At 70.4% G+C, this 21,689-nt stretch carries 21 protein-coding genes; 12 read left to right on the plus strand and 9 right to left on the minus strand.

Annotated elements, in window-relative coordinates; genetic code table 11:
* Positions 1 to 141 precede the first annotated feature (141 nt).
* From mycP to AC5L30_RS06955, 3 genes are all read right to left on the minus strand, one after another.
* Entirely contained in the window at positions 142 to 1,272 is a 1,131-nt protein-coding gene (mycP, locus tag AC5L30_RS06945) for a type VII secretion-associated serine protease mycosin (RefSeq protein ID WP_494866098.1), read from the minus strand.
* A gap of 1,411 nt (positions 1,273 to 2,683) precedes the next feature.
* Positions 2,684 to 3,142 carry a hypothetical protein gene (locus AC5L30_RS06950; RefSeq protein WP_112581897.1) on the minus strand — a complete coding sequence of 153 codons (459 nt, stop codon included), beginning with the start codon at positions 3,140 to 3,142 and terminating at the stop codon, positions 2,684 to 2,686.
* An 88-nt stretch (positions 3,143 to 3,230) separates the two neighbouring features.
* Entirely contained in the window at positions 3,231 to 3,425 is a 195-nt protein-coding gene (locus AC5L30_RS06955) for an acyl-CoA carboxylase epsilon subunit (protein WP_494866046.1), read from the minus strand.
* Between the two features lie 90 nt (positions 3,426 to 3,515).
* On the opposite strand from AC5L30_RS06955, the gene AC5L30_RS06960 reads away from it, so the two are divergent.
* Together AC5L30_RS06960 and AC5L30_RS06965 are read left to right on the plus strand one after the other, a co-directional pair.
* Positions 3,516 to 5,522, plus strand: coding sequence for a serine/threonine-protein kinase (locus AC5L30_RS06960; protein ID WP_494866047.1), 2,007 nt, complete (start codon positions 3,516 to 3,518; stop codon positions 5,520 to 5,522).
* Between the two features lie 116 nt (positions 5,523 to 5,638).
* A complete protein-coding gene (locus AC5L30_RS06965) occupies positions 5,639 to 5,815 on the plus strand; it encodes a hypothetical protein (protein WP_494866048.1) in 177 nt (58 codons plus the stop codon).
* An 82-nt stretch (positions 5,816 to 5,897) separates the two neighbouring features.
* Here the strand turns inward: AC5L30_RS06965 and AC5L30_RS06970 are convergent, their stop codons facing one another.
* Both AC5L30_RS06970 and AC5L30_RS06975 read right to left on the minus strand, forming a co-directional pair.
* Complete coding sequence (locus AC5L30_RS06970) at positions 5,898 to 6,650, minus strand: GH25 family lysozyme (protein ID WP_203124209.1); 753 nt, start codon at positions 6,648 to 6,650, stop codon at positions 5,898 to 5,900.
* 126 nt (positions 6,651 to 6,776) lie between these two features.
* A complete protein-coding gene (locus AC5L30_RS06975; RefSeq protein WP_494866049.1) occupies positions 6,777 to 7,328 on the minus strand; it encodes a Uma2 family endonuclease in 552 nt (183 codons plus the stop codon).
* Positions 7,329 to 7,429: 101 nt separating this feature from the next.
* Between AC5L30_RS06975 and AC5L30_RS06980 the strand changes: the two genes are divergently transcribed.
* From AC5L30_RS06980 to AC5L30_RS06995, 4 genes are all read left to right on the plus strand, one after another.
* Complete coding sequence (locus AC5L30_RS06980) at positions 7,430 to 8,173, plus strand: M50 family metallopeptidase (RefSeq protein ID WP_396716154.1); 744 nt, start codon at positions 7,430 to 7,432, stop codon at positions 8,171 to 8,173.
* A gap of 150 nt (positions 8,174 to 8,323) precedes the next feature.
* On the plus strand, positions 8,324 to 9,307 hold the full coding sequence (locus AC5L30_RS06985) for a ketopantoate reductase family protein (protein ID WP_494866050.1): 984 nt from the start codon (positions 8,324 to 8,326) through the stop codon (positions 9,305 to 9,307).
* A gap of 62 nt (positions 9,308 to 9,369) precedes the next feature.
* A complete protein-coding gene (locus AC5L30_RS06990; protein WP_494866051.1) occupies positions 9,370 to 9,870 on the plus strand; it encodes a SigE family RNA polymerase sigma factor in 501 nt (166 codons plus the stop codon).
* Positions 9,863 to 10,723, plus strand: a complete 861-nt coding sequence (locus tag AC5L30_RS06995; RefSeq protein ID WP_494866052.1) for a hypothetical protein — start codon at positions 9,863 to 9,865, stop codon at positions 10,721 to 10,723. The genes AC5L30_RS06990 and AC5L30_RS06995 overlap by 8 nt, the downstream gene beginning before the upstream one ends.
* A 91-nt stretch (positions 10,724 to 10,814) precedes the next feature.
* Here AC5L30_RS06995 and AC5L30_RS07000 read toward each other — a convergent pair whose 3' ends face one another.
* Positions 10,815 to 12,398 carry an acyl-CoA carboxylase subunit beta gene (locus tag AC5L30_RS07000; RefSeq protein WP_494866053.1) on the minus strand — a complete coding sequence of 528 codons (1,584 nt, stop codon included), beginning with the start codon at positions 12,396 to 12,398 and terminating at the stop codon, positions 10,815 to 10,817.
* 84 nt (positions 12,399 to 12,482) lie between these two features.
* Between AC5L30_RS07000 and AC5L30_RS07005 the strand changes: the two genes are divergently transcribed.
* Together AC5L30_RS07005 and AC5L30_RS07010 are read left to right on the plus strand one after the other, a co-directional pair.
* Positions 12,483 to 13,358: a biotin--[acetyl-CoA-carboxylase] ligase gene (locus AC5L30_RS07005; protein ID WP_494866054.1), complete on the plus strand. Its 876-nt coding sequence runs from the start codon at positions 12,483 to 12,485 to the stop codon at positions 13,356 to 13,358.
* Positions 13,359 to 13,465: 107 nt separating this feature from the next.
* Positions 13,466 to 14,038, plus strand: a complete 573-nt coding sequence (locus AC5L30_RS07010; RefSeq protein ID WP_494866055.1) for a PH domain-containing protein — start codon at positions 13,466 to 13,468, stop codon at positions 14,036 to 14,038.
* Positions 14,039 to 14,084: 46 nt separating this feature from the next.
* Here AC5L30_RS07010 and AC5L30_RS07015 read toward each other — a convergent pair whose 3' ends face one another.
* The 3 genes from AC5L30_RS07015 to AC5L30_RS07025 form a co-directional block, all read right to left on the minus strand.
* Positions 14,085 to 14,756, minus strand: coding sequence for a MaoC/PaaZ C-terminal domain-containing protein (locus AC5L30_RS07015; RefSeq protein WP_494866056.1), 672 nt, complete (start codon positions 14,754 to 14,756; stop codon positions 14,085 to 14,087).
* Positions 14,753 to 15,460: a GtrA family protein gene (locus AC5L30_RS07020; protein ID WP_494866099.1), complete on the minus strand. Its 708-nt coding sequence runs from the start codon at positions 15,458 to 15,460 to the stop codon at positions 14,753 to 14,755. Before AC5L30_RS07020 ends, AC5L30_RS07015 begins: the two co-directional genes overlap by 4 nt.
* A gap of 63 nt (positions 15,461 to 15,523) precedes the next feature.
* Positions 15,524 to 16,060: a GtrA family protein gene (locus AC5L30_RS07025; RefSeq protein ID WP_494866100.1), complete on the minus strand. Its 537-nt coding sequence runs from the start codon at positions 16,058 to 16,060 to the stop codon at positions 15,524 to 15,526.
* 439 nt (positions 16,061 to 16,499) lie between these two features.
* Here AC5L30_RS07025 and AC5L30_RS07030 point away from each other — a divergent pair, with 439 nt between their 5' ends.
* The 4 genes from AC5L30_RS07030 (at position 16,500) to AC5L30_RS07045 (ending at position 21,569) form a co-directional block, all read left to right on the plus strand.
* A complete protein-coding gene (locus AC5L30_RS07030) occupies positions 16,500 to 18,344 on the plus strand; it encodes a phosphoenolpyruvate carboxykinase (GTP) (RefSeq protein WP_494866057.1) in 1,845 nt (614 codons plus the stop codon).
* A gap of 37 nt (positions 18,345 to 18,381) precedes the next feature.
* Complete coding sequence (locus tag AC5L30_RS07035; RefSeq protein ID WP_494866058.1) at positions 18,382 to 19,251, plus strand: hypothetical protein; 870 nt, start codon at positions 18,382 to 18,384, stop codon at positions 19,249 to 19,251.
* A 373-nt stretch (positions 19,252 to 19,624) separates the two neighbouring features.
* Entirely contained in the window at positions 19,625 to 20,767 is a 1,143-nt protein-coding gene (locus AC5L30_RS07040; protein ID WP_494866059.1) for a geranylgeranyl reductase family protein, read from the plus strand.
* A gap of 31 nt (positions 20,768 to 20,798) precedes the next feature.
* On the plus strand, positions 20,799 to 21,569 hold the full coding sequence (locus tag AC5L30_RS07045) for an isoprenyl transferase (protein ID WP_452302916.1): 771 nt from the start codon (positions 20,799 to 20,801) through the stop codon (positions 21,567 to 21,569).
* The last annotated feature ends 120 nt before the right edge of the window (positions 21,570 to 21,689 follow it).

Genomic DNA, 21,689 nt, shown 5'->3' on the forward strand with positions numbered 1-21,689 from the left:
TCCTGGAAGGCGAGTGGATCACCACCAAACCGCCCTCGCTGACCGCGGGGGCCGGCTCGGTGTCGGCGATATCGGGTTATCCCGCCGTCCCGGACACGCCGACATCAAGAAACCCGAGTCGATCACCGCTTTGTTGATCGGTCAGCGACTGATTCTGGGTGGCGGATCACCACCACGCCGACGTCGCCGCGCAATCACCGCCCACCCGACCCCGGCAGCCACGATCACCCCAAGCGTGGCCAGGCCGCGTGCGGTCGCGCCGTCGCTCCCGTCGCCCGGCTGTGCGCCAGCCGTCGTGGTCGGGCCAGAATCGGCCGGAGCGCTCACTGATTCAAACCCCAGCGGCGGTACGTCTGCCGTCAGCGCCGCCACAAGATCGATTACTCCATAGCCGTACTCGTCGTCGCGCCCAGGAGGGCCCTTGTCGACGGCGGTAGCCGTAAGCCGGTGCGCGACCTCTCGGGCCGGTAGGTATGGGTACTTGGACCTGATCAGCGCAGCCGCGCCCGCCACGATCGCCGTCGCGTCAGAGGTGCCGGTGCCTTTGCGGTACTTGCCGTCGATGCTCGTGCTGTAGATGTTGACCCCAGGCGCGACCACGTCAATTTCCGGCCCAGAAACCGAGGAGCTAGCGTGATTACCTTTCTGATCTATGCCGCCTACAGAGACCACGCCCGGGTAGGCCGCCGGGAAGCCAACATGGTTGTCTCGGGGTTTATTTCCTGCCCCTGCGACCACGACGATATTCGCGCGCATCGCCATCTCGATGGCTCGTTTTAGTCGACTATTTGGCCCTGCGACGGAAGAGATGCTGATAACCGAAGCACCTTTGGCGACGGCAAACTCGATTCCTATCGCAAGGTTGTCACTGTCGCCGTCTTGATCTGTTCGGCTGGTTCGAATTGGTAGGATGCTCGCCTCTGGCGCGACGCCAAGAGCGCCTAGGTCTCCGGGCCGTCCGTGAGCAGCTATTATCCCAGCCATTCCGGTTCCGTGGCTGGTTTCGTCCTGCCGGCCGTCCCCGCTCTGTGGGAATATGACGTCGGTGCCGGTTAAGAGATTCCCGCGCAGGTCAGGATGCGGTGCGACTCCGGTGTCGGGTACGGCCACAATTACGCCCTTGCCTTTGCTTAATCTCTGCGCTTCGGCGACCTTTAGATAGTCCAGATGCCACTGATCCCTGCGTATCCGCTCGACATCCGTCGGTTCAGGATTGGCATGAGCTGTCGCCGATAGTGATAGCAATGTGAAAGTGAGGCTGAGGCTGGCCAGAAGCGCTCCGGCGGCCCGTACGGTCAACGGTCCATACCAATAGCCGGGCCGGGGTCGATGGGGCCCTCTTCGTTCGGCGGCCGAACAATTGGGGCGACGCCTTCGTCTGTTATCCAGGGATTGTCAGGATCCCAGCGATGCTTCTCCGCAGCGGGATCTGTCCGGATGCCGGGCCGAGGGGCTGCTCCGCCACCCGGGCTGTGGCCGATGCCGTGACCGATGCTGGAGCCGAAGCCGAAAGGGGGAGTTCCCTGAAGTGCGCTCAAGCCCCGGCCGCCTCCGGGGCGAGAGCCTGCACCGCCAGTGGGCCCTGTTCCGGCACCGCCGCCACCTATTAGACCGCCCACCGGGTTAATCCGGCGGGGTGCGCTGGCGCCGGCCGAGGGTGAGCCCAGTCCCATCCCAGGCACCCCACCGATTAGGCCGCCAGGAGGCATCGGACGCGGTTGCGGCGCAGGGTTGCCCACGGATCCTGTGGCGTTGGCTGGGGGATTGGCCGAGTGGGGGTGCAAACGCGACGTCGCAGACGCATCACCACGTGCGGCGATGGCGGGCGGTAGAGATGGTGCCCCGAGTCCAGATGTTGGACCGGACACTGTTGGCGGTGTAGCTCCAATTGGCGCAACCGGGCTTGTGGAGCCAGGGGTAATTACGTTACCTGCCCCGCCAAGAACTGGTCCGACGCCAGAGTTTTTCGTTGGCCAACGTTGACTTGCGGAAGCGCTTGGTCGAGTTGTAGGGGGTGTTGAAAGCGGTACCGCGACTACCGGAGGAATTGTGGGGGCAGTGGGAGTTCCGCCGTAAACATTCGGGTCGCTTTGATCGATCCCGGGGTTTGCCCTTGGTGCCATAGGTGGTTTTTGGAGGGTTGCTTGGGCTTGTTGGAGCTCGCCGCTCAGGCTGAACATCATCGATCGAGCCTGCACGTTCAGCCGTTCCAACTCCCCATCGGCGACAGGCGACTCGGTGACCCGGTTGCCCATCACCGCTTTCGGGTCGGCGGCCATCGCCTCGTACGCCTGCTTTTGCTGGAACTTGGTCGTGTACTCCTCGTAGATCTTGCCGAGTGCGGCGCGGGTGGTGCCGATGGCCTGGGTTGCGGCGGAGAGCGCGGTGTAGTTCGCGGCGGCGGCGTCGTAAGTGCGTTGCACCTTGTCGATGAGTTCGTCGAGTTCGGCGAGGTACGTGCGGGAGGCGGCGCTGGTGTCGGGGGGCCACGCCTCGGCGAGTCCGCGTCGGTACTGCTGGAGGCGGCCGAGGTGGGTTTGCGCCAGGTCGCAGACCTTGCGCCAGCCGGCGACCTGCTTCCAGTGGTTGGCGGTGTCGTGGTCCTGGAGGCAGGCCCACATGCTGTTGACGTCCATGAGGTGCCAGTCGGTGAGGCCGGAGGTGCGGCCGGTGCCCCGTTCGATCACGGCAGCACCACCGGTCCTTCGGCGTCGGGGCTGGTCGGGTCGGTCAGGGTCGGCGTGGGGCCGCCGGGGAGGACGCTGGCCGGGTTGGCGAGGGCTCGTTGCACGTCCACCACTCGGGCGGCGGTGAACGCGTCGCTGTCGGCGTAGTGGGTGGCGACCTGGTCGGCGGCGGCGGCGAGGTGGCCGGTGGCGCCTCGGACGGCGTACACCATGTCGGCGGTGGCCTGCTGCGTCTCGTGGTGCGCGTGCAGGAAGGTGACCAGCTCGATGAAGGCGTCGCAGGGGTTGGGCAGCTTCGCGGACATGTCTTCGGCGATGTACGACAGGTGCGGCGCGTAGTTGCTCTCGACCTCGGCGGCGAGTCGGTCGGCGAACTCTCTGAGCTGGCTGATGTCGGCTTCGATGCCGCCGTAACCGCGTAGCCAAGGTGCTGGCCGGTCCTCTTCGGGGATCATGGATCCTCCCTACCCGTAACGGCACCGTTTCCCAGAGTGAGGTTAACGGCTCAACGCGACCCTGGCAGCCCCCGTACGGCGGGTCGGGTCAGCGGGGCAGGCCGGCGGCGCGCCACCCACGGGAGCCAGCCGGTCGACCGCTGCGCGCCCAGGCGGACGCGGGCGTCGGCGCGGCGGCGGCGGTTGGACGGGTCCGGACGATGATCGCCCCCACCAGAGCGGCCAACTCCTCGGCGGTGGGCACGCCGCGGACGACCCGGAACAGCGGCTCTTCGGCAGACATGCCGCCAGGGTACGCGGCGCGAAGTTACCCGGAGCGCACAGTGGCGTGCCGGCGGTGTGAGCGTCAGCGGGTCCGGGTACCGTCTCACCGATGTCGAACGCGCTTCCCCAACTCGTCGCTGACCGATACCGGCTTCTTTCGCCGCTCGGCCAGGGCGGCATGGGCCGGGTGTGGAAGGCGCGCGACGAGGTGTTGCACCGGGACGTCGCCATCAAGGAGTTGGTGCCGCCGCCCGGTCTCACCGATGAGGAGCGCCGCGAGATGCGCGAGCGCTCGCTGCGGGAGGCGCGGGCCATCGCCCGGCTCAACCACGCCAACGTCGTCCGCATCTTCGACGTGCTGCGCACCGACGGCGATCCGTGGATCGTCATGGAGTACGTGGCGTCGAAGTCGTTGCAGGACACTCTCGCCGAGGACGGCCCCGTGTCGGTGGCCCGCACGGTGGAGATCGGCCTGGGCGTGCTGGGCGCGCTCAGCGCCGCGCACAAGGCGGGCGTCATGCACCGCGACGTCAAGCCCGGCAATGTGTTGCTCGGCGACGACGGCCGGGTGGTGCTGACCGATTTCGGTCTGGCCACGATCCCCGGCGACCCCAATGTGACCCGCACCGGCATGGTGCTCGGCTCGCCCGCGTACATCTCGCCGGAGCGGGCTCGGGACGGCACGGCAGGGCCGGAGGCCGACCTGTGGTCGCTGGGCGCGACGCTCTACGCGGCGGTCGAGGGCAAGTCGCCGTACGCCCGGCCGTCGGCGATCGGCACCCTGGCCGCGCTGGCCACCGAGCCGATTCCGCCGCCGAAGAACGCCGGCCCGCTCAAGGCCGTGCTCAACGGGCTGCTGCGCAAGGACCCGAACGAGCGGATCACCGCCGAGGTGGCGGAGCGGCTGCTGCGCCGCGCCGCCGGCAAGCGGTCGCGCGGCATCTCACTGCTCGATGGCGTACGCCGGCCCGGGCCGAACGGTCCGCGCGAGCCGCGCCTGCCGGTGGTGCCGGCCCCGCGACCGGCCGAGACTGTCGACCGGCCGGTGTCGCCGCCGCCGGCCGCCGCCCCGACCACCTCCGCCGCGACCTCCGCTGCCGCCGCGACCCCCGCCACCGCGCCCCCGGCCACGGATGCCACGCCGACGGCCGTCGTCTCCTCCGGAACGGCCGCCGACCCGACCGCGGTGGTGCCGGCCGAGCCGACCGCCCCGATCGACCGCCCGGCCGATGCCGAGCCGGCCGAGGCCGAGCCGACCGCGAAGGTGACGGCCGGCACGAGCGGCGACGGTACGACGCACGTCGACGACGAGCCGACCGTTGTCGACGGTCCGCCGGTGTCTCCAGAGCAGCGCAAGCCGACCACGCCGACGTCGCTCATGCCGCCGGTTAGTCCGGCCGGCCGCGCGGCGGTGCCGCCCTCGGATGGCACGAAGCCGACCAACACCCGACGTAACCTGCTGATCGGGGCCGTGGTCGCGCTGCTGCTGATCGGCCTCGTGGTGGTCGTACCGATGCTGACGAAGGACGACGACAAGACCCCGCAGGCCACCCCGACCGGTGCTGCCGTGACCTCGGGGGCCGCGCCGACCTCCGCTGCCGCGCCACCGCCGCCCACCCCGGGTGCGCCCAGCCCATCGGCCTCGGCCACGCCCTCGACCGACCCGAACGCGCTGCCGGCGGGCTGGAAGCTGCACCGGGACCCGGAGGGCTTCGCCCTGCCGATACCCGACGGTTGGGTGCGTAGCAAGGCCGGCAACGACACGGTCGTCTTCGACCAGTCCAACGGGCCGGGCGAGCTGCTCGTGCAGTGGACCGACACGCCGGCGAAGGACGCGGTGAAGGACTGGCGGGAGCAGGAGCCGAACCGCGCAAGCCGCGTCAACAACTACCAATATCTCAGCATCGTGGCCTGCGACTTCTGGAAGACCTGCGGGGACTGGGAGTGGCTGGAGACCCGGGACGGGCAGCGGATCCACGTCCGCAACCGCGGGTTCGTGACGGCCAAGAACCGCGGTTACGCCCTGCGGTGGGAGATCGCGGAGAAGGACTGGCAGGCCAACCTGCCGAACTTCGACCGGATCGCCAAGGGTTTCGTGCCCGACCGCCAAGACTGAAACTCATTCGCATGACCTTGCGTCGTCGTGGGTAATTGACCTTCGACGACGGAAGGGGGCACGACATGGGTTACCGACGGAGGGACGCTCGGCCCCGGCTGGCACTATGGATGCTCGTGGCGCTCGGCGACGCGATCCTGCTGCTGGTCAGCGCGGGGGTTTCGGTGCTCATCGCACTGCTCGGCGTCGTGATCGTTGCCGGCTTTGGCGTTGCCGCCTGGCGGTTGACCCGCAGGGGCGCGCTGGCTCGTGAGGATGCTGTGGTGCCGGCCCTGAGCCGGCGGCGGGCCTGACCCGTACCCGGTGGTGTGGCGGCAGCCGGACCGATTGTCGACCGTGTGGTGACCGTCGATCCCGCTGCCGCCAACGGCCCGGTCAGGTGTTGTTGGCCAACGCGATCAGGCGGCTGCGGTCACCATTCCAGTAGTTGCGGTCCACGTTGCCGCTGATCCCGGAGACCGCGCCGGTGCTGGTGTACTGCCAGAAGCTCCACACCGACGCACCGGCCGGCAGGGCGCCGGGCGTGCTCGACCAGCGGGCCAGCCAGAGCGGGTGGTTCGCCCACGGGCCGGTCCAGCTGCCGGTGCACTGGTTCCACCAGCTCGTGGTGGTGTAGATGACCGCGTACCGGCCGGTGCGGGAGCGGTAGGTGTTCAGGAAGTCCTGCACCCAGTTACGCATTCCGGTCGTGCTGAGCCCGTAGCAGTAGCCGCCGGCGTACGGGTTGCCCTCGATGTCCAGCGCGGCCGGCAGGGTGCGGCTGTCCGCCGACCAGGCGCCGCCGTTGGAGGCCAGGTAGTTGGCCTGGGTCGAGCCGGCGGAGATGTTCGGGCGGGCGAAGTGGTACGCCCCGCGGATCACCCCGGCGTTGTACGCGTTGACGTAGTTGGCGTTGAAGTTCGGGTCCTTGTAGCTGGTGCCCTCGGTCGCCTTGATGAAGGCGAACTGGATGCCCGCGTTGCGGACGCTGGTCCAGTTGATGGTGCCCTGGTAGCGGGAGACGTCGACACCGGGTGTGGTGGCGGCGGCCGCCGGTCCGGCGGTCGCGACCAGGGCCGCCGCCGCGGTGGCGAGGACGGTGAGGCCGGCCGCGAGCGCGCGGCGCAGCGATGATCGGGTACGGGCCATGAGTGCCTCCAAGGACGTCGTTCTATCGACATTCATCTTTGGAGGTAAATGCCCTAGATCACAAGGGCGACTGGAAAAAAGCTTCATTGACGGGCTGTGAAGGCCCGATGGTCGGGGCAGGACGGATCAGCGGAGCGTGGCCGGGTCGAGCTGCCAGCGGAACGGCTCGACGACGGCCAGCGTCTCGCCGGGCTTGGCCACCTGGTCCTCGACGTAGTGCTCGCCGTCGAGCCGGTAGAGCCGCAGCGAGTGACCGTCGCCGTCCTGCTCGACCAGCAGATACCAGGGGATTCGCGCGATGGCGTAGAGCTGCATCTTGAGCAGGCGGTCGGCGGCTGCATTCCCCGGCGAGACGACCTCACCGACGAGAGACACTCTCTCGGAATCGAGATAGGTGCCGTCGTCGTCGGCGTCTGTGACGACGAGATCCGGAATGACGACCCGGTCGACGCCGAGCCGGACGTTGATCGCGTCATAGACCAGGAGACCGCGAGGCTCCGCTGCCGCCTCGATGCTGTTCGCCAGCCGACGCGACACCCGCTGGTGCCGCCGGCTCGGTGCAGGGCTCACCAGCAGGCTCCCGTCGAGCAGCTCGATCCGGTCAGGCGTCTCGCCCAGAGCGAAGTAGTCGGCCTCGGTCCACAGGCCGACGTGCGGCTCCAGGGGGGCTGCGCTCACCTGCGTCCACCTCCCGCTCCAGTCGCCACCCGATCAGTTTCACAGGATACGAGCCGGTGCTCCGGGAGCGACACGGAACGCCGCCGGTAGGCTCGCGCCCCATGATGTCGATCGACGGGCTGGGCGACCTGTGGGACACGCTGTTCGGCGCGCAGCCGGACCCGCCCGCGCTGCTGGTGCTGATCACCGGGGCCGTCGCGCTGGTGGTGGTCTCCACCCGGCTGCCGTGGCGGATCGCCCGTAACGCCATCACCATCGCGCACGAGGGTGGGCACGCTCTGGTCGCCCTGCTCACCGGCCGCAAGCTGCGCGGCATCCGGCTGCACTCGGACACGTCCGGGCTGACGCTCTCCGCCGGCCGTCCCACCGGGCCGGGCATGATTCTCACCCTGCTCGCCGGATACGTCGCGCCGCCGCTGGTCGGGCTGGCCGGCGCCTGGCTGCTCGGCGGCAACCGGATCACCCTGCTGCTCTGGGTGGCGGTGGCGCTGCTGCTGGCCATGCTCGTCATGATCCGCAACGCCTTCGGCGTGGTGTCGTTGCTGGTCACCGGCGCGCTGGTGTTCGCCGTCTCGTGGTACGCGACGCCGCAGGTCCAGGCCGCGTTCGCGTACACCGGGGTGTGGTTCCTGCTGCTCGGTGGGGTGCGGCCGGTGGTCGAGCTGCAACGGCTGCGCTCGCGCGGCCGGATGCCCGCCTCCGACGCCGACCAGCTCGCCGGGCTCACCCCGTTTCCGCCGCTCTTCTGGGTTGGCGTCTTCGCCCTCGTCAACCTGGCGGCGCTGATCGCCGGCGCGCTCCTGCTCGCCGGTCCGATCCTCACCGACGCCGGCCTGACGCTCTAACCCCGCCTCCATCCGGGTCGATCAAGGAGTTGTGGTGGGCCGCGAAAGCCGCAATGCCCCCGCAGCCAGGCACCACAACTCCATGATCGACGGCGGGAGGGGTGGCGGCTCGGACCACGGCGGCACGGCGCGGGCGGGCAGAATGAGGCCATGCGATACGTGATCATCGGGGCGGGTGCGGTCGGCGGGACCATCGGCGTACGGCTGGCCCAGGCCGACCGGGACGTGACAGTGGTGGCCCGCGGTGCCCACCTGGGCGCGATCCGCGCGCGGGGTCTGACCCTGCGGCAGCCCGACGGTGAGGTCACCGCCCGGATCACCGCGGTGGACCGGCCCGGTGACCAGCCGCTGCCAGCGGACACCGTGCTGATCCTCACCGTGAAGTCGCAGGACACCGCCGGCGCGTTGGCCGCCTGGGTGGACGCGCCGGTGGTCGGCGGGGGCACGGCCAGCGAACGTCTGCCACTGGTGACCGCGCAGAACGGGGTGGCCAACGAGCGGGCCGCGCTGCGGCTCTTCGCCGACGTACACCCGGTCTGCGTCTGGCTGCCGGCGACCCACCTGGACCCGGGCGTGGTGGTCGCCAACGGGTACCCGCACCCCGGGATGCTCCACATCGGGCGGTACCCCGGGGGCGCCGACGACACCGACCGGACGATCGCCGCCGACCTGACCGCCGCCGGCTTCGTCGCCCCGGTCCGCACCGACGTGCTGCGCTGGAAGTACGGCAAGCTGCTCAGCAACCTCGGCAACGGCCTGCAGGCGCTGCTCGGCCCGGACATCCCCGACGAACTGGTCGAGCGGGTACGCGCCGAGGGCGTCGCCGCGCTCGCCGCCGCCGGCATCGCGCACACCTCGCCGGAGGAGGAGAAGGCCGAACGCGGCGACCTGGTCGGGCAGCGCCCGGTCGACGGCGAGGCCCGCTCCGGCGGCTCCACCTGGCAGAGCCTGGCCCGGGGCACCGGCTCTACCGAGGTCGACCACCTCAACGGCGAGATCGCGCTGCTGGGCCGGTTGCACGGCGTACCGACGCCGGTCAACGTCGCCGTGCAGCGGGCCGTACGCCGGGCGGTGCGGGAGCGGATCGCGGCCGGCGCGTTCCCGCTCACCGAGTTGGAGAAGATGATCGCCTGATCGGGGCAACCGACGACCCCGCCCGGTGCGTGTTCCCAGCGACCGACGCGGGGAGGTAGCGGGTGCCGGACGTCGACGGGTTCGACGAGTTCTACCGGGGGAGTCGGCAACGACTCCTCGGGTTCGTCTACGCCCTCACCGGCGATCGGGGCGAGGCGCAGGACGCCGTGCAGGAGGCGTACGTCCGGGCGTGGCAGCGCTGGTCGACGGTCAGCGCGTACGACGACCCGGAGGCGTGGGTGCGGGTGGTGGCCAGCCGGATCGCGGTCAGCCGGTGGCGCAGCCTGCGGAGCCGCGCCCGCGCCTACCTGCGGCACGGGGCGACCGAGACCGTTCCCGGGCCGGGCACCGACACCGTCGCGGTGGTCGCGGCGCTGCGCCGACTGCCCGAGGAGCAACGCGTCGCCATCGCCCTCTACTACCTGGTGGGCATGCCGGTCGCCGAGGTCGCGCGGGAGACCGCGGCCCCGGTGGGCACCGTCAAGGCCCGTCTCTCCCGGGGGCGTAGCGCGCTCGCCGGCCTGCTCGCCGTCTCTGACCTGGAGGAGGCCACCGATGCGTGACGACCCGACCTTCGTCGAGCAGATCCAGCGGGACCTACAGGACGTTCGCTGGCTCGGCCCGGAGGAGATCCGCTCCCGGGCCCGTCGCCGCAGCCAGCGCAGGATCGTGGTGGCGAGCGTGGTGCTGGCCCTCGCCGGGGGCTCCGCCGTGGCGGTCGCCGCGCCGAGGACGTCCCCGCCATTGGTTCAGCCGGCCGCCGCGCCGTCCCCCTCGCCGACCCGGCACGAGATCACCGCCAACGCCCTGTTGCAGCCAGCCGACCTGCCGCAGCAGGTAGATGTGCAGCTCAGCCAATCAGGGCTGGGTGAGCCGGTCCGGCTGGACCACATGCTCGACGCCTGCCGGACGAGCCAGGGGCGATCGGATGGCCGGCAGTATTCGATCCTGTCCCGCTCGCAGACCCTGGTGCCGAAGCGCGCTGCGGCAATCCTCACCCAGTCCGACGGTCTGCTCACGCAGGATCTCTACCGACTGACCCCGGACGCGGCCATCCAGCTTCTCGCCACTATGGACGACCTGGTCGCCCCGTGCGCCGAGTGGAACAGCATCGGCGGGTACAAGGTGGGGGGCGCAACGGGCACCGGGTCGGCGACGCACCGCTGGGCGGTGGTCCAGCGGGACTTCGCCGGCGACGGGGCTGCGCTGCTGCGACACACCGGTACGCAGCCCGTTGACCAGAAGACGGGCGAGCCCATCGGCGCCCCACCCCGGCCGAGCACCACCGCCGTGGTCCGGGTGGGCGACCTGATCACCGTGCTCAATCTGGGACAGACCGGCACCGAGCTGGACCTGCGTCGCCTGGCGGCTGTCGCCGCCCGACGGATGTGCGCCGCCGCCAACCCGGCCTGCTGACCTCTATCAGGGTTGTTGCTGCCTCCCGTCGCCCGGAGGCAGCACTTTCCCCGAAATTGCGCTGATCAGCGAGCAGAGCAAGCGACCGAGATCAGAGCGGGATGTTGCCGTGCTTCTTGGGCGGCAGGGTCTCCCGCTTGGTGCGCAGGATTCGCAGCGCCCGGACGATCTGGGTGCGCGTCTCGTGCGGTGGGATCACCGAGTCGATGTACCCACGCTCGGCGGCCACGTACGGGTTGGCCAGGGTGTCCTCGTACTCGGCAATCTTCTCGGCCCGGACCGCCGCCGGGTCCTCCGCGCTGGCCAGTTCGGAGCGGTAGAGGATGTTCACCGCGCCCTGCGCGCCCATCACCGCGATCTGCGCGGTCGGCCAGGCGAAGTTCAGGTCCGCGCCGAGGTGCTTGGAGCCCATCACGTCGTACGCCCCGCCGTACGCCTTGCGGGTGATCACGGTGACCTTGGGAACGGTCGCCTCGGCGTACGCGTAGATGAGCTTCGCGCCGCGACGGATGATGCCGTCCCACTCCTGGCCGGTGCCGGGCAGGAAGCCGGGCACGTCGACGAAGGTCAGCACCGGGATGTTGAACGCGTCGCAGGTGCGGACGAACCGGGCGGCCTTCTCCGAGGCGGCGATGTCGAGGGTGCCGGCGAAGTGCATCGGCTGGTTGGCCACCACACCGACCGGGCGCCCTTCGACCCGGCCGTAGCCGACCACGATGTTCTGCGCGTAGAGCGGCTGGACCTCCAGGAACTCCCCGTCGTCGAGGACGTGCTCGATCACGGTGTGCATGTCGTACGGCTGGTTGGCCGAGTCTGGGATCAGGGTGTCCAACTCCCGGTCCTCGTCGCTGATCGCCAGCTCGGCGGGGGCGTCGACCACGACCGGCTCGTCGAGGTTGTTCGACGGCAGGTACGACAGCAGCGCCTTGACGTAGTCGACCGCGTCTTCCTCGTCGCTGGCGAGGTAGTGCGCGTTGCCGCTGCGGGAGTTGTGCGTGCGGGCGCCGCCCAGCTCCTCCATGCCGACGTCCTCACCGGTCACCGTCTTGATCACGTCCGGGCCGGTGATGAACATGTGCGAGGTCTGGTCGACCATCACGGTGAAGTCGGTGACCGCCGGGGAGTAGACCGCGCCGCCGGCGCAGGGCCCCATCACCAGGGAGATCTGCGGGATGACGCCGGAGGCCCGGACGTTGCGGAAGAAGATCTCGCCGTAGAGGCCGAGCGAGACGACGCCCTCCTGGATGCGCGCGCCGCCGGAGTCGTTGATGCCGACCACCGGGCAGCCGATCTTCATGGCCAGGTCCATCACCTTGACGATCTTCTCGCCGAAGACCTCGCCGAGCGAGCCACCGAAGACCGTGAAGTCCTGCGCGAAGACACACACCTGCCGGCCGTCCACCGTGCCGTAGCCGGTCACCACGCCGTCGCCGTACGGGCGGTTCTTCTCCAGCCCGAAGGCGGTGGACCGGTGCCGGGCCAGCTCGTCGAGTTCGACGAAGGAGCCCTCGTCGAGCAGCATCTCGATCCGCTCGCGGGCGGTCTTCTTGCCGCGCGCGTGCTGCTTCTCCACGGCGCGGGCCGACCCGGCGTGCACCGCCTCGTCGACCCGGCGCTCCAGGTCCGCCAGCTTGCCCGCGGTGCTGTGGATGTTGGTCCCGGTCTCGGTAGTCACCCAGGGAATATAACGATGGTTCAGGTGGGTGCCGCTGTGCAGTACGCCTCAGTGTCGACCGGAGCACCGCCGTAGGCTGGCGGAATGTCGGGCTCCCCGTACACCGATCTGGACCGGCCGCCGCTGTCGGCGGCCCGGCTGCGCCGCGCGTTGACCACGCCCAACGGGCCGTGGGCCCGGCTGGAGCTGCGTGCCGAGACCGGCTCCACGAACGCCGACGTGGCCGAGGCCGCCCGGGCCGACGAGCCCGAGGGCCTGGTCGTGGTCGCCGAGCGGCAGACCGAAGGGCGCGGCCGGCGCGGTCGGGTCTGGCAGTCGCCGGCGCGGGCCGGCATCGCGACGAGCGTCCTGCTGCGGCCCGGCGAGGCCGTGCCGGACCGCGGCTGGCTGCCGGCGAGCCCCACGGGGTACGGGTGGCTGCCGTTGCTGGCCGGGGTGGCGCTGGTCGAGGCGGTGGCCCGGCTGGCCGAGCTGGAAGCCACCCTCAAGTGGCCGAACGACCTGCTGATCGACGACGCGAAGTGCGCGGGCGTGCTGGCCGAGGCGGTGCCCGGACGGGCGCCGGACCAACCACCGGCCATCGTGCTGGGCATCGGGCTCAACGTGACGCTGCGCGCCGATGAGCTGCCGGTGAATCCGACCGGGCTGCCGGCCACCTCGCTCCAGTTGGCCGGCGCGGTGGCCACCGATCGGGATCCGCTGCTGCGGGCGCTGCTGCGGGCGGTGGCCGACTGGTACGAGCGTTGGCGTTCCGCGGGCGGCGACGCGGTGGCCAGCGGCCTGCGCGACGCCTACCTGGCGGCCTGCGCGACGGTCGGCCGCGAGGTGCGCGTCCTGCTTCCCAACGGCGAGTCTCTCACCGGCACCGCCACCGGGGTGGACCCCGACGGCCAACTGATGCTCACCACCCCAACCGGAGCCCGAACCCTGGCCGCCGGCGACGTCCTGCACCTCCGCTGAGGACGGCAAGATCACGAAGAGCCGAGTGGGCCCGCGCGGCGGATGTTGTGGTGGGGCTTGGGGGGTTTACCGTCTGCGCGTCCAGAAAATCGCGTTGGAGGTTCCCCGTGGCGTTTCCTGAAGACGTGCTCACCGAGGACGAGCACGTCGTGCTGCACCTGCACCCGCACTGGAAGGCGTTGATCCGGCCGATCGTGGTGTTGGTGCTGGCCATCGCCGCGGTGGTGGTCGGCGTGCTCCTGTTGCCCGAGAGCGGCGGCGGTTCGATCGCGCTGGCCGTGATCGGGGCGATCGCCCTGGTCGGGGTGCTCTGGCTTGGTCTGTGGCCGTTCCTGATCTGGCGCACCACCCACTACCTGTTCACGAACGAGCGAGTCCTGCTCCAGCAGGGTGTCTTCTCCCGCGACCGGCGGGACCTCCCGCTCGCCCGGGTCAACGACCACTCGATGAACCAGCGTTTCGTCGAGCGCCTGCTCGGCTGTGGGACGCTCACCATCGAGTCGGCCGGTGAGCGCGGCCAGTCGGTGCTCGCCGACGTGCCGGACGTCGGGAAGGTGCAGACCACCCTGTACGAGCTGGTCGAGGCACAGCACGACAAGCACTCGCTGGGCGACGGCGAGATGCGCGACATGCTCGCCGACATGCAGGACGGCAAGCCGCTACGCGACACCACCACCTGAACCGGACCGGTTGTGACCCGCCCCTGCCGACAGTGTCGGGGGCGGGTCAGTCGTTTCGTGGAGCCTCGGGTGAGCCGCTGATCTCCGTCGGTTCGCCGTCAGACGACGCGGCGGTGGGCGGGTCCGCCGCGACCGGGGTGGTGTCGGGCCGGTCAGCGCCGGTCGGGCCGGCTTCGGTTGCGGCGGCTTCGGTTTCGGCGGCTTCGGCGGGGTCGGCTTCGACCGGTCGGACGGCGAACCAGCCACGGAAGCGGGTTCGCAGCACCTCCTGCTCAGGCCGGTCGTCGGGGCCGAGGCGCAGCATGGTGCCGGTGAGGCTGACGGTGCCGAGCCCGGGGCGGGCGGTCGACGGTCGGGCACCCATCACGTCGACCCGGACCGCGAGTCGGTCGCCGGCCCGCACGGGGGCGAGCCAGCGCAGCTCCTCCAGGCCGGGGGACGCGTCCGCGGCGGCCCGGGACAGCAGGTGGTCGACGTACGCGCGCATGAAGAGGCTGACCGTGTAGAAGCCGCTGGCGATCAAACCGCCGTGCCGGCTCTCCGCTGCCAGGTCGGGGTCCACGTGGTACCACTGCGGGTCGAAGCGGCGGGCGAAGGCGACCATCTCGTCGGCGTCCACGGTGACCACGCCGAGGTCGACGGTGAGCCCCGGGACGAGGTCCTCGAAGAACAGTTCGGCCGGTCGCCCCGTGCCGGAGCGGGCGTCGGGTGTCGTCACCGGCGGGGCGCGCGGCGGGTGGTGACGTGCAGCTCCGCGGCGAGTTCCGCGTCCAGGTCGACGGCGGGGCTGACGCTCAGCCGGGCGGGCCGGCCCTGGGTGGGTGCGCCGGTCGGGTAGTCGGCGCGTTGCGCGGACTCCGACTCCTCCAGCTCGGACACGGATTCCGCCAATTCGGCGACCGGGTCCATCTCCGCCATGGTGTCCCACTCGTCGCGGGGAATGTCGTGCCAGGTGGAGTCGGGCTTCGCGGCCTCGTCCTCGGCCGGTGCCACGGGCTGGAAGACGAAGGTGCGGTATGACCAGAACCGGAACAGCGTGGCCAGCATGACGCCGACAGTCTTGGCCAGATTCAGCGCCAGCAGGCCGTGTAGGCCGAGACCGTACTTGGCCGCCGCCACGGCGCCCAGCTCGATGAGCAGGCCGGCACCGTTGAAAAGGAAGAAAAGGAGATATTCCCGGCGAAGCGCCGACTTCGGGCGATCGCGGTACGTCCAGTGCCGATTCATCAGGTACGACGTGATAGTGGCGACGATGGTCGCGATCACGGTCGCCTTCAACTGACCATTGACGAAAACGGTCAGTGCAAGGGCATTGAACACCGCGTAATTGATGACGGTGTTGATGCCGCCGACGATGCCGAACTTGAGCGCCTCGTGGATGAACTTTTGCCAGCGCTCAGGCAGCAGGCGGACAAGACGCATGCGAAACACCTTAGGGCAGTCGGTGCGGCCGGCGATCACCGGCCGAACGGGATGGGCGGCAGGTCACGCCCCGCGGTCAGGGTCGGGATTCACCTGCGGAACGGTCGGGGTTCCCGCTTCGACGAAGACGAACCGCCGGTACGACCAGAATCGGAACAGCGTGGCGAACCCGGTGCCGACGATGTAGCTGGCGAGGTTGTCCGCCAGGCGCGTCTGGAAGACGGCCGGCCAGATGGCTCCGAGCCCGTAGCGGCTGAGCGCGAGGCAGGCGACCGTGATGCCGAGACCGACCGCGTTGAAGAAGAAGAAGAGCGCGTACTCGCGGGCCGCGTTGTTGCGCTGGCGGTGCCGCCAGGTCCAGAACCGGTTGCCCACGAAGGCGACGGAGGCCGCGATCACGGTGGAGATCGTCTTCGCCGTCAACTCCTCGACGCCGTGCTTGCTCGTCAGGTAGTTGAAGAGCGCGAAGTCGACGAGGAAGGCGAAGCCACCCACGGTGGCGAACTTGCTCATCTCGCGGAGGAGGTGACCGAAGCGGTCGAGCAGTATGCCGACGAGACCCCGTCGGGTCTGCCGGGGACCCGGTTGTTCCCCGGTCATCGTGGCGGCCACGGAGGGAGCCTACCGGCTGCTGGCCAGTCACAGGGGTAGCAACGGCAAGCAGGCGTGGCCGCCCCGAGGGACCCAGCGCCGCGTGCGTCGCCACTGCACAGAGCGTAGCCAATTGGGAGGACTGAGCCGCTGCGGAACGGGAATCCCCGCACCGGTCGGCGGGGCAGGTCCACGGCCCGACCGCAACAAGCGTCCGCCGGGGTGCACAACAAGATTTGCGTGAAACTGCGCGGGAAAGCGGGTATCAGCTCGTGATGCCGCAGCGAGGCCGTAGCTTGTGCAGTTCTTCACAACCTGTCCCACTGACTCGGAAGGCTGCCCGGTTTACGCTGAGGCCAATCCCAGGTTTCCACGAAGGCGACGCATCGCGCCGCCGAGTCTCGTGCATCCCATAGATCGGTCAGCGTCGACCACAAGGAGATGTGTCATGGTTGCTCCGGCTGTTGTGCGGGGTATTGATCAGGCCCCGACGTCCCATCCGAAACTGCTCGCCTGGGTCCGTGAGGTCGCGGAACTGACCACCCCCGACCGTGTCGTCTGGGTGGACGGGTCCGACGAGGAATGGCGCCGCCTCACCGATGAGCTGGTCGAGGCCGGCACGCTGATCCGGCTCAACCCGGAGAAGAAGCCCAACTCGTTCTACGCGCGCACCGACCCCACGGACGTCGCCCGGGTCGAGGAGCGCACCTACATCTGTTCCGTCGACGAGGCGGACGCCGGCCCCACCAACAACTGGATGGCGCCGGCCGAGATGAAGCGGACGATGACGGAGCTGTACCGGGGCTCCATGCGCGGTCGCACCATGTACGTCATCCCGTTCGTCATGGGCCCGGTCGAGGCCGAGTCCCCGATGTTCGGTGTCGAGATCACCGACAGCCCGTACGTGGTCGCCTCGATGCGCATCATGACGCGGATGGGCACCCGGGTCCTCGAGGCCATGGGCGACGACGCGGACTTCGTGCACGCGCTGCACTCGATCGGCGCCCCGCTCGCCCCCGGCCAGCAGGATGTCGCCTGGCCGTGCAACGACACCAAGTACATCTCGCACTTCCCGGAGAGCCGGGAGATCTGGTCGTACGGCTCGGGCTACGGCGGCAACTCGCTGCTGGGCAAGAAGTGCTACTCGCTGCGGATCGCCAGCGTGATGGGCCGGGACGAGGGCTGGCTCGCCGAGCACATGCTGATCCTCAAGATCACGTCGCCGGAGGGTCGGGTCTACCACATCGCTGGCGCGTTCCCGTCGGCCTGCGGCAAGACCAACCTCGCCATGGTGGAGCCGACGATTCCCGGCTGGAAGGTCGAGACCATCGGTGACGACATCGCCTGGATGCGGTTCGGCCCGGACGGCCGCCTCTACGCGGTCAACCCCGAGTACGGCCTGTTCGGCGTCGCGCCCGGCACTGACTGGAAGACCAACGCCAACGCCATGCGCACCCTGGACCGGGGCAACTCCATCTTCACCAACGTCGGCCTCACCGACGACGGCGACATTTGGTGGGAGGGCATGGGTGAGCCGCCGGCGCACCTGATCGACTGGAAGGGCAACGACTGGACGCCGGAGAGCGACGCCCTGTCCTCCCACGCGAACAGCCGATTCTGCACCCCGATCACCCAGTGCCCGATCCTCGCCGACGAGTACTTCGACCCGAACGGCGTGCCGATCGACGCGATCCTCTTCGGCGGACGCCGCAAGGACACCGTCCCGCTGGTGACCGAGGCCCGCGACTGGGTGCACGGCGTCTACATGGGCGCCACGCTCTCCTCGGAGACCACCGCCGCCGCGTCCGGCGCGGTCGGCGTGGTCCGGCGGGACCCGATGGCGATGCTGCCGTTCATCGGCTACAACGCCGGGGACTACTTCCGGCACTGGATCGAGATGGGCAAGGGCGCCGACGGCGACGAGGCGAAGCTGCCGAAGATCTACTACGTCAACTGGTTCCGCAAGGACCCGGACGGCTCGTTCCTCTGGCCGGGCTTCGGGGAGAACTCCCGGGTGCTCAAGTGGGTCGTCGAGCGGATCGAGGGCACGGCCGACGCGGTCGAGACGCCGGTCGGCATGGTCCCCGCGCCGGACGCCCTGGACGTCGAGGGCCTGGACATGACCCCGGAGGATGTTCGGATCGCGCTGAAGGTCGACCCGGACGAGTGGCGCAACGAGCTGCCGATGATCACCGAGTGGTTCGAGAAGTTCGGTGACAAGCTGCCGGGCGTGCTCTGGGCCGAGTTGGACGCGCTGCGCGCGCGCCTCGACGCCGCACAGCCGCAGCGCTAGGTGTGAAGACCGCCCCCTGCGGGCAATGTCGAATCCCATGAGGACGGCCGCCGAGACCCAGGTCCGGCGGCCGTCCGCCGTCCGGATGCTCACCACCCTGCTGGCCGCGACGGCGGCGGCCACCGTCGTGGTCGAGCTGCTCAACTGGTGGTACGCCCCGGAGCAGGGTTTCGGGCTGGCGGTGCGGACCGGCTGGGCCATGCTGCGCTCGTTCGGCTTCCTGCTGCTGATCGGGCATGTGCGACGGGGCCGTACGGTGGCCCGCCCGTTCGGGCTGATCCTCGCGGTCACCACGATCTTCGCGGTCGGCCGGCTCATCGTGCCGCGGCAGGGGGTGCCGCCGCTGCCCGGCCTGCTCGGTTTCGCGATCCTCACGGCGCTCTGTGTCGCGGTGGTCTGGCTGCTCTACCGCTCGTCGGCGTTGGCCGGGCACCTGGTCCGGCACCGCCCCCGCCTCGTCATCGACCGGGACGGCATCTCCTGGCGGGAAACCCCTCCCCGTCGACCACAGGCCAGTGCCTGGTTGTTGACCAGCCGGGTGGCGGCGTTCACCTACAGCCCACTGATGCTGGTGCCAGCCCTGGTGGCCGGGGGTTCCATCCTGGATGGCCGGCTGACCGCGGTACCGGCCGTGCTGGTCTGGTTCGGCGCGGGCATCACGGCCAGCTACGCGGTGCTGTTCTGCACCGCGTTCCTGATGCGGGGCAAGGACTGGGCCCGTGGCCTGCTGGTCGCCGTGACCCTGGTCGTGCTCGCCGTGGATCTGCCGCTGTGTTGGTGGCTGCTGGGCGTGGACGGCTTGGTCCGCGACGGCGCGCCGCTTATCGCCGCCGCCGGGCTGGCCCTCTACGGTCTGCGCCGCGCCGCCCGGGCCCCCGACGCCGCCCAACCTGAACCCCAACCCTGACCGCGGTGGGGCCCCGCACCGACGCCGCTGGGTGCCGACCCGGCGGCCGACCACAGCCCAGCCCCTGCCCTCGCCCCCGCCCCCTCGCCCCCGCCCTCTCGCTCTGCACCCCTTTGCTCTGCACCCCGATAGGCGACGGTCGCGGACGGTAACCGTCGCGTCCGCGGGTGCAGAGCAAAGGGGGTGGGTGAGATTGGCCGGCCCGGTGCGGGAGCGGTCTTCGCGGGCGGACAGGGGGCAGGATGGCGGTGGCGTCGGTCACAGCGGTCGGCGTCGGGGCGGCAGCGGAGATCGTCGGCGCGGCCGGCCGCAAGGCCGACCGGGTCGCCCGGCGGGAGCGGCCGCGCCGCGTCGGACTGGAGGGAGGCGCGCGGTGGGCGACGAGTTCGACGTGGTGGTGGTGGGGGCGGGGCCGGCCGGGGCGGCTGCCGCGCTGACGGCGCGCCGGGCGGGTGCCAGCGTGCTGCTGCTGGACCGGACCGACTTCCCCCGGGACAAGGCGTGCGGTGACGGGATCGCCGCGCACTCGGTGGACGTGCTCGCCGAGCTGGGGGTGACCGAGGCGGTGGCGGGCTACGCGCCGCTTCCCGCGTTGCGGATGATCGCGCCGGGCGGCGGCGCGGTGGCTCGGGCGCTGCCCCGACCCGCGTACACCGTGCCGCGGGAAGTCTTCGACGCGCGGCTGGTGGCGGCCGCGGTGGCCGCCGGCGCGCAGCTGCGCCGGCACACCGTGCGCCAGGTCGAGCCGCGCGCCGACCGGGTGGTGCTTGACGGGCAGGTGTCCGGCCGGGTGGTGATCGGCGCGGACGGCGCGGGCTCCGTGGTGCGGCGGGCGCTCGGCCATCCGCAGAACCCCGACCGACACCTCGCGCTGGCCATCCGGGGGTACGCCCCGGCTCTGCCCGGCCCGTCCGAACAGCTCATCGTCACCTCGAAGGCGCGCTGGCCGGCGTACGCCTGGTCGTTTCCGATCGGCGACGGACGGGCGAACGTCGGGTACGGGGAGGTCCTGCGCGGTGAGCCGCTGAGCCGGGCGTACCTGCTGGACCGGCTGGCCGCGCTGCTTCCCGGCACCGACCTGGCGACCGTGACCGCGTTGCGCGCCCATCACCTGCCGCTCTCCACCCACCGGCCGTCGCCGGGGCGGGGGCGCACGCTGCTGGCCGGGGACGCGATGTCACTGATCAATCCGTTCACCGGCGAGGGGATCTTCTACGCGCTGCTCTCCGGCGCGCTCGCCGGGTCGGCGGCGGCCCGGTCGCCCGAGGGCGCAGCCGGCCGTTACGCCCACGGGTTGCGCCGTCGTCTCGGCACCCACCTGCGGCACAGTTCGGTCGCGGCCTGGTTGGCCCGGCGACGCCGGGTGGTGGACGCGGCGGTCCGGGCGGCACGTCGGGACGACCGGGTGTTCTACGACGTGGTCGAGCTGGGGCTGGGTGACGGACGCCTCACCGCTCGTACGCTCGCAATGATCGGCATCGGTCTGGGCGGTGGGGATGGGGCTCCGAGGCAGTGAACGGGCTGAAGGGTCGCTACGCTGCTAGGTGATGACGCTGCGGAACCTTATCTACTCCGTGTACGAGCGCCGGCTTACGGCGAAGCTCGCGGGTAAGCCGGTGCCCCGGCACGTCGGGGTGATGTGCGACGGCAACCGCCGATGGGCGAGGGAGATGGGCTTCGTCGACCCGAACGACGGGCACCGGGTGGGCGCCGCGAAGATCAAACATGTCCTCGGCTGGTGTGACCAGGCCGGTGTCGGGCACGTGACGCTCTACCTGCTGGCCACCGACAACCTGCGCCGGCCGGCCAGTGAGCTGGACCCGCTCCTCAAGATCATTGAGGACCTGGTGGTGGAGCTGTCCGAGGAGGGCAACCCCTGGCGGCTGCGCATCGTCGGGGCGCTCGACCTGCTGCCGGCGCAGACGGCGGCGGCGCTGAAGGGCGCCGAGGAGCGCACCCGCGAGCGCACCGGCGGCGCGGAGGTCAACATCGCCGTGGGCTACGGCGGTCGCCGGGAGATCACCGACGCGGTCCGTTCGCTGCTGCTGGAGCACGCCGCCACCGGCGGCACGCTCGAGGAGTTGGCCGAGGTGCTGGACGTCGAGCACATCGCCGAGCACCTCTACACCCGGGGCCAGCCCGACCCCGACCTGGTCATCCGCACCAGCGGCGAGCAGCGGCTGTCCGGTTTCATGCTCTGGCAGTCCGCGCACTCGGAGTTCTACTTCTGCGAGCTCAACTGGCCGGATTTCCGGCACATCGACTTCCTGCGGGCCCTGCGCTCGTACGCCACCAGACAACGCCGCTACGGCGCCTGACCCGGCGGCGACCTCGTCGGTCGCCGCCCGGTCAGCTCAGGTCGGACGCTCCTATGCCGGGTCAAGTGGTTGGGGTGGGTTTTCCAAGCGTCGGTAGATTTCGCGGGCGACGTAGCGTTT

This window comes from Micromonospora sp. BQ32 (assembly GCF_059358895.1).

What these genes read in the sequence shown, in the direction of transcription:
- AC5L30_RS06950 (WP_112581897.1), bottom strand. Translation starts at nt 3,142, where the DNA reads ATGATCCCCGAAGAGGACCGGCCAGCACCTTGGCTACGCGGTTACGGC.
- AC5L30_RS06955 (WP_494866046.1), bottom strand. Translation starts at nt 3,425, where the DNA reads ATGTCTGCCGAAGAGCCGCTGTTCCGGGTCGTCCGCGGCGTGCCCACC.
- AC5L30_RS06960 (WP_494866047.1), top strand. Translation starts at nt 3,516, where the DNA reads ATGTCGAACGCGCTTCCCCAACTCGTCGCTGACCGATACCGGCTTCTT.
- AC5L30_RS06970 (WP_203124209.1), bottom strand. Translation starts at nt 6,650, where the DNA reads ATGGCCCGTACCCGATCATCGCTGCGCCGCGCGCTCGCGGCCGGCCTC.
- AC5L30_RS06980 (WP_396716154.1), top strand. Translation starts at nt 7,430, where the DNA reads ATGATGTCGATCGACGGGCTGGGCGACCTGTGGGACACGCTGTTCGGC.
- AC5L30_RS06985 (WP_494866050.1), top strand. Translation starts at nt 8,324, where the DNA reads ATGCGATACGTGATCATCGGGGCGGGTGCGGTCGGCGGGACCATCGGC.
- AC5L30_RS06995 (WP_494866052.1), top strand. Translation starts at nt 9,863, where the DNA reads ATGCGTGACGACCCGACCTTCGTCGAGCAGATCCAGCGGGACCTACAG.
- AC5L30_RS07005 (WP_494866054.1), top strand. Translation starts at nt 12,483, where the DNA reads ATGTCGGGCTCCCCGTACACCGATCTGGACCGGCCGCCGCTGTCGGCG.
- AC5L30_RS07020 (WP_494866099.1), bottom strand. Translation starts at nt 15,460, where the DNA reads ATGCGTCTTGTCCGCCTGCTGCCTGAGCGCTGGCAAAAGTTCATCCAC.
- AC5L30_RS07025 (WP_494866100.1), bottom strand. Translation starts at nt 16,060, where the DNA reads ATGACCGGGGAACAACCGGGTCCCCGGCAGACCCGACGGGGTCTCGTC.
- AC5L30_RS07030 (WP_494866057.1), top strand. Translation starts at nt 16,500, where the DNA reads ATGGTTGCTCCGGCTGTTGTGCGGGGTATTGATCAGGCCCCGACGTCC.
- AC5L30_RS07035 (WP_494866058.1), top strand. Translation starts at nt 18,382, where the DNA reads ATGAGGACGGCCGCCGAGACCCAGGTCCGGCGGCCGTCCGCCGTCCGG.
- AC5L30_RS07045 (WP_452302916.1), top strand. Translation starts at nt 20,799, where the DNA reads ATGACGCTGCGGAACCTTATCTACTCCGTGTACGAGCGCCGGCTTACG.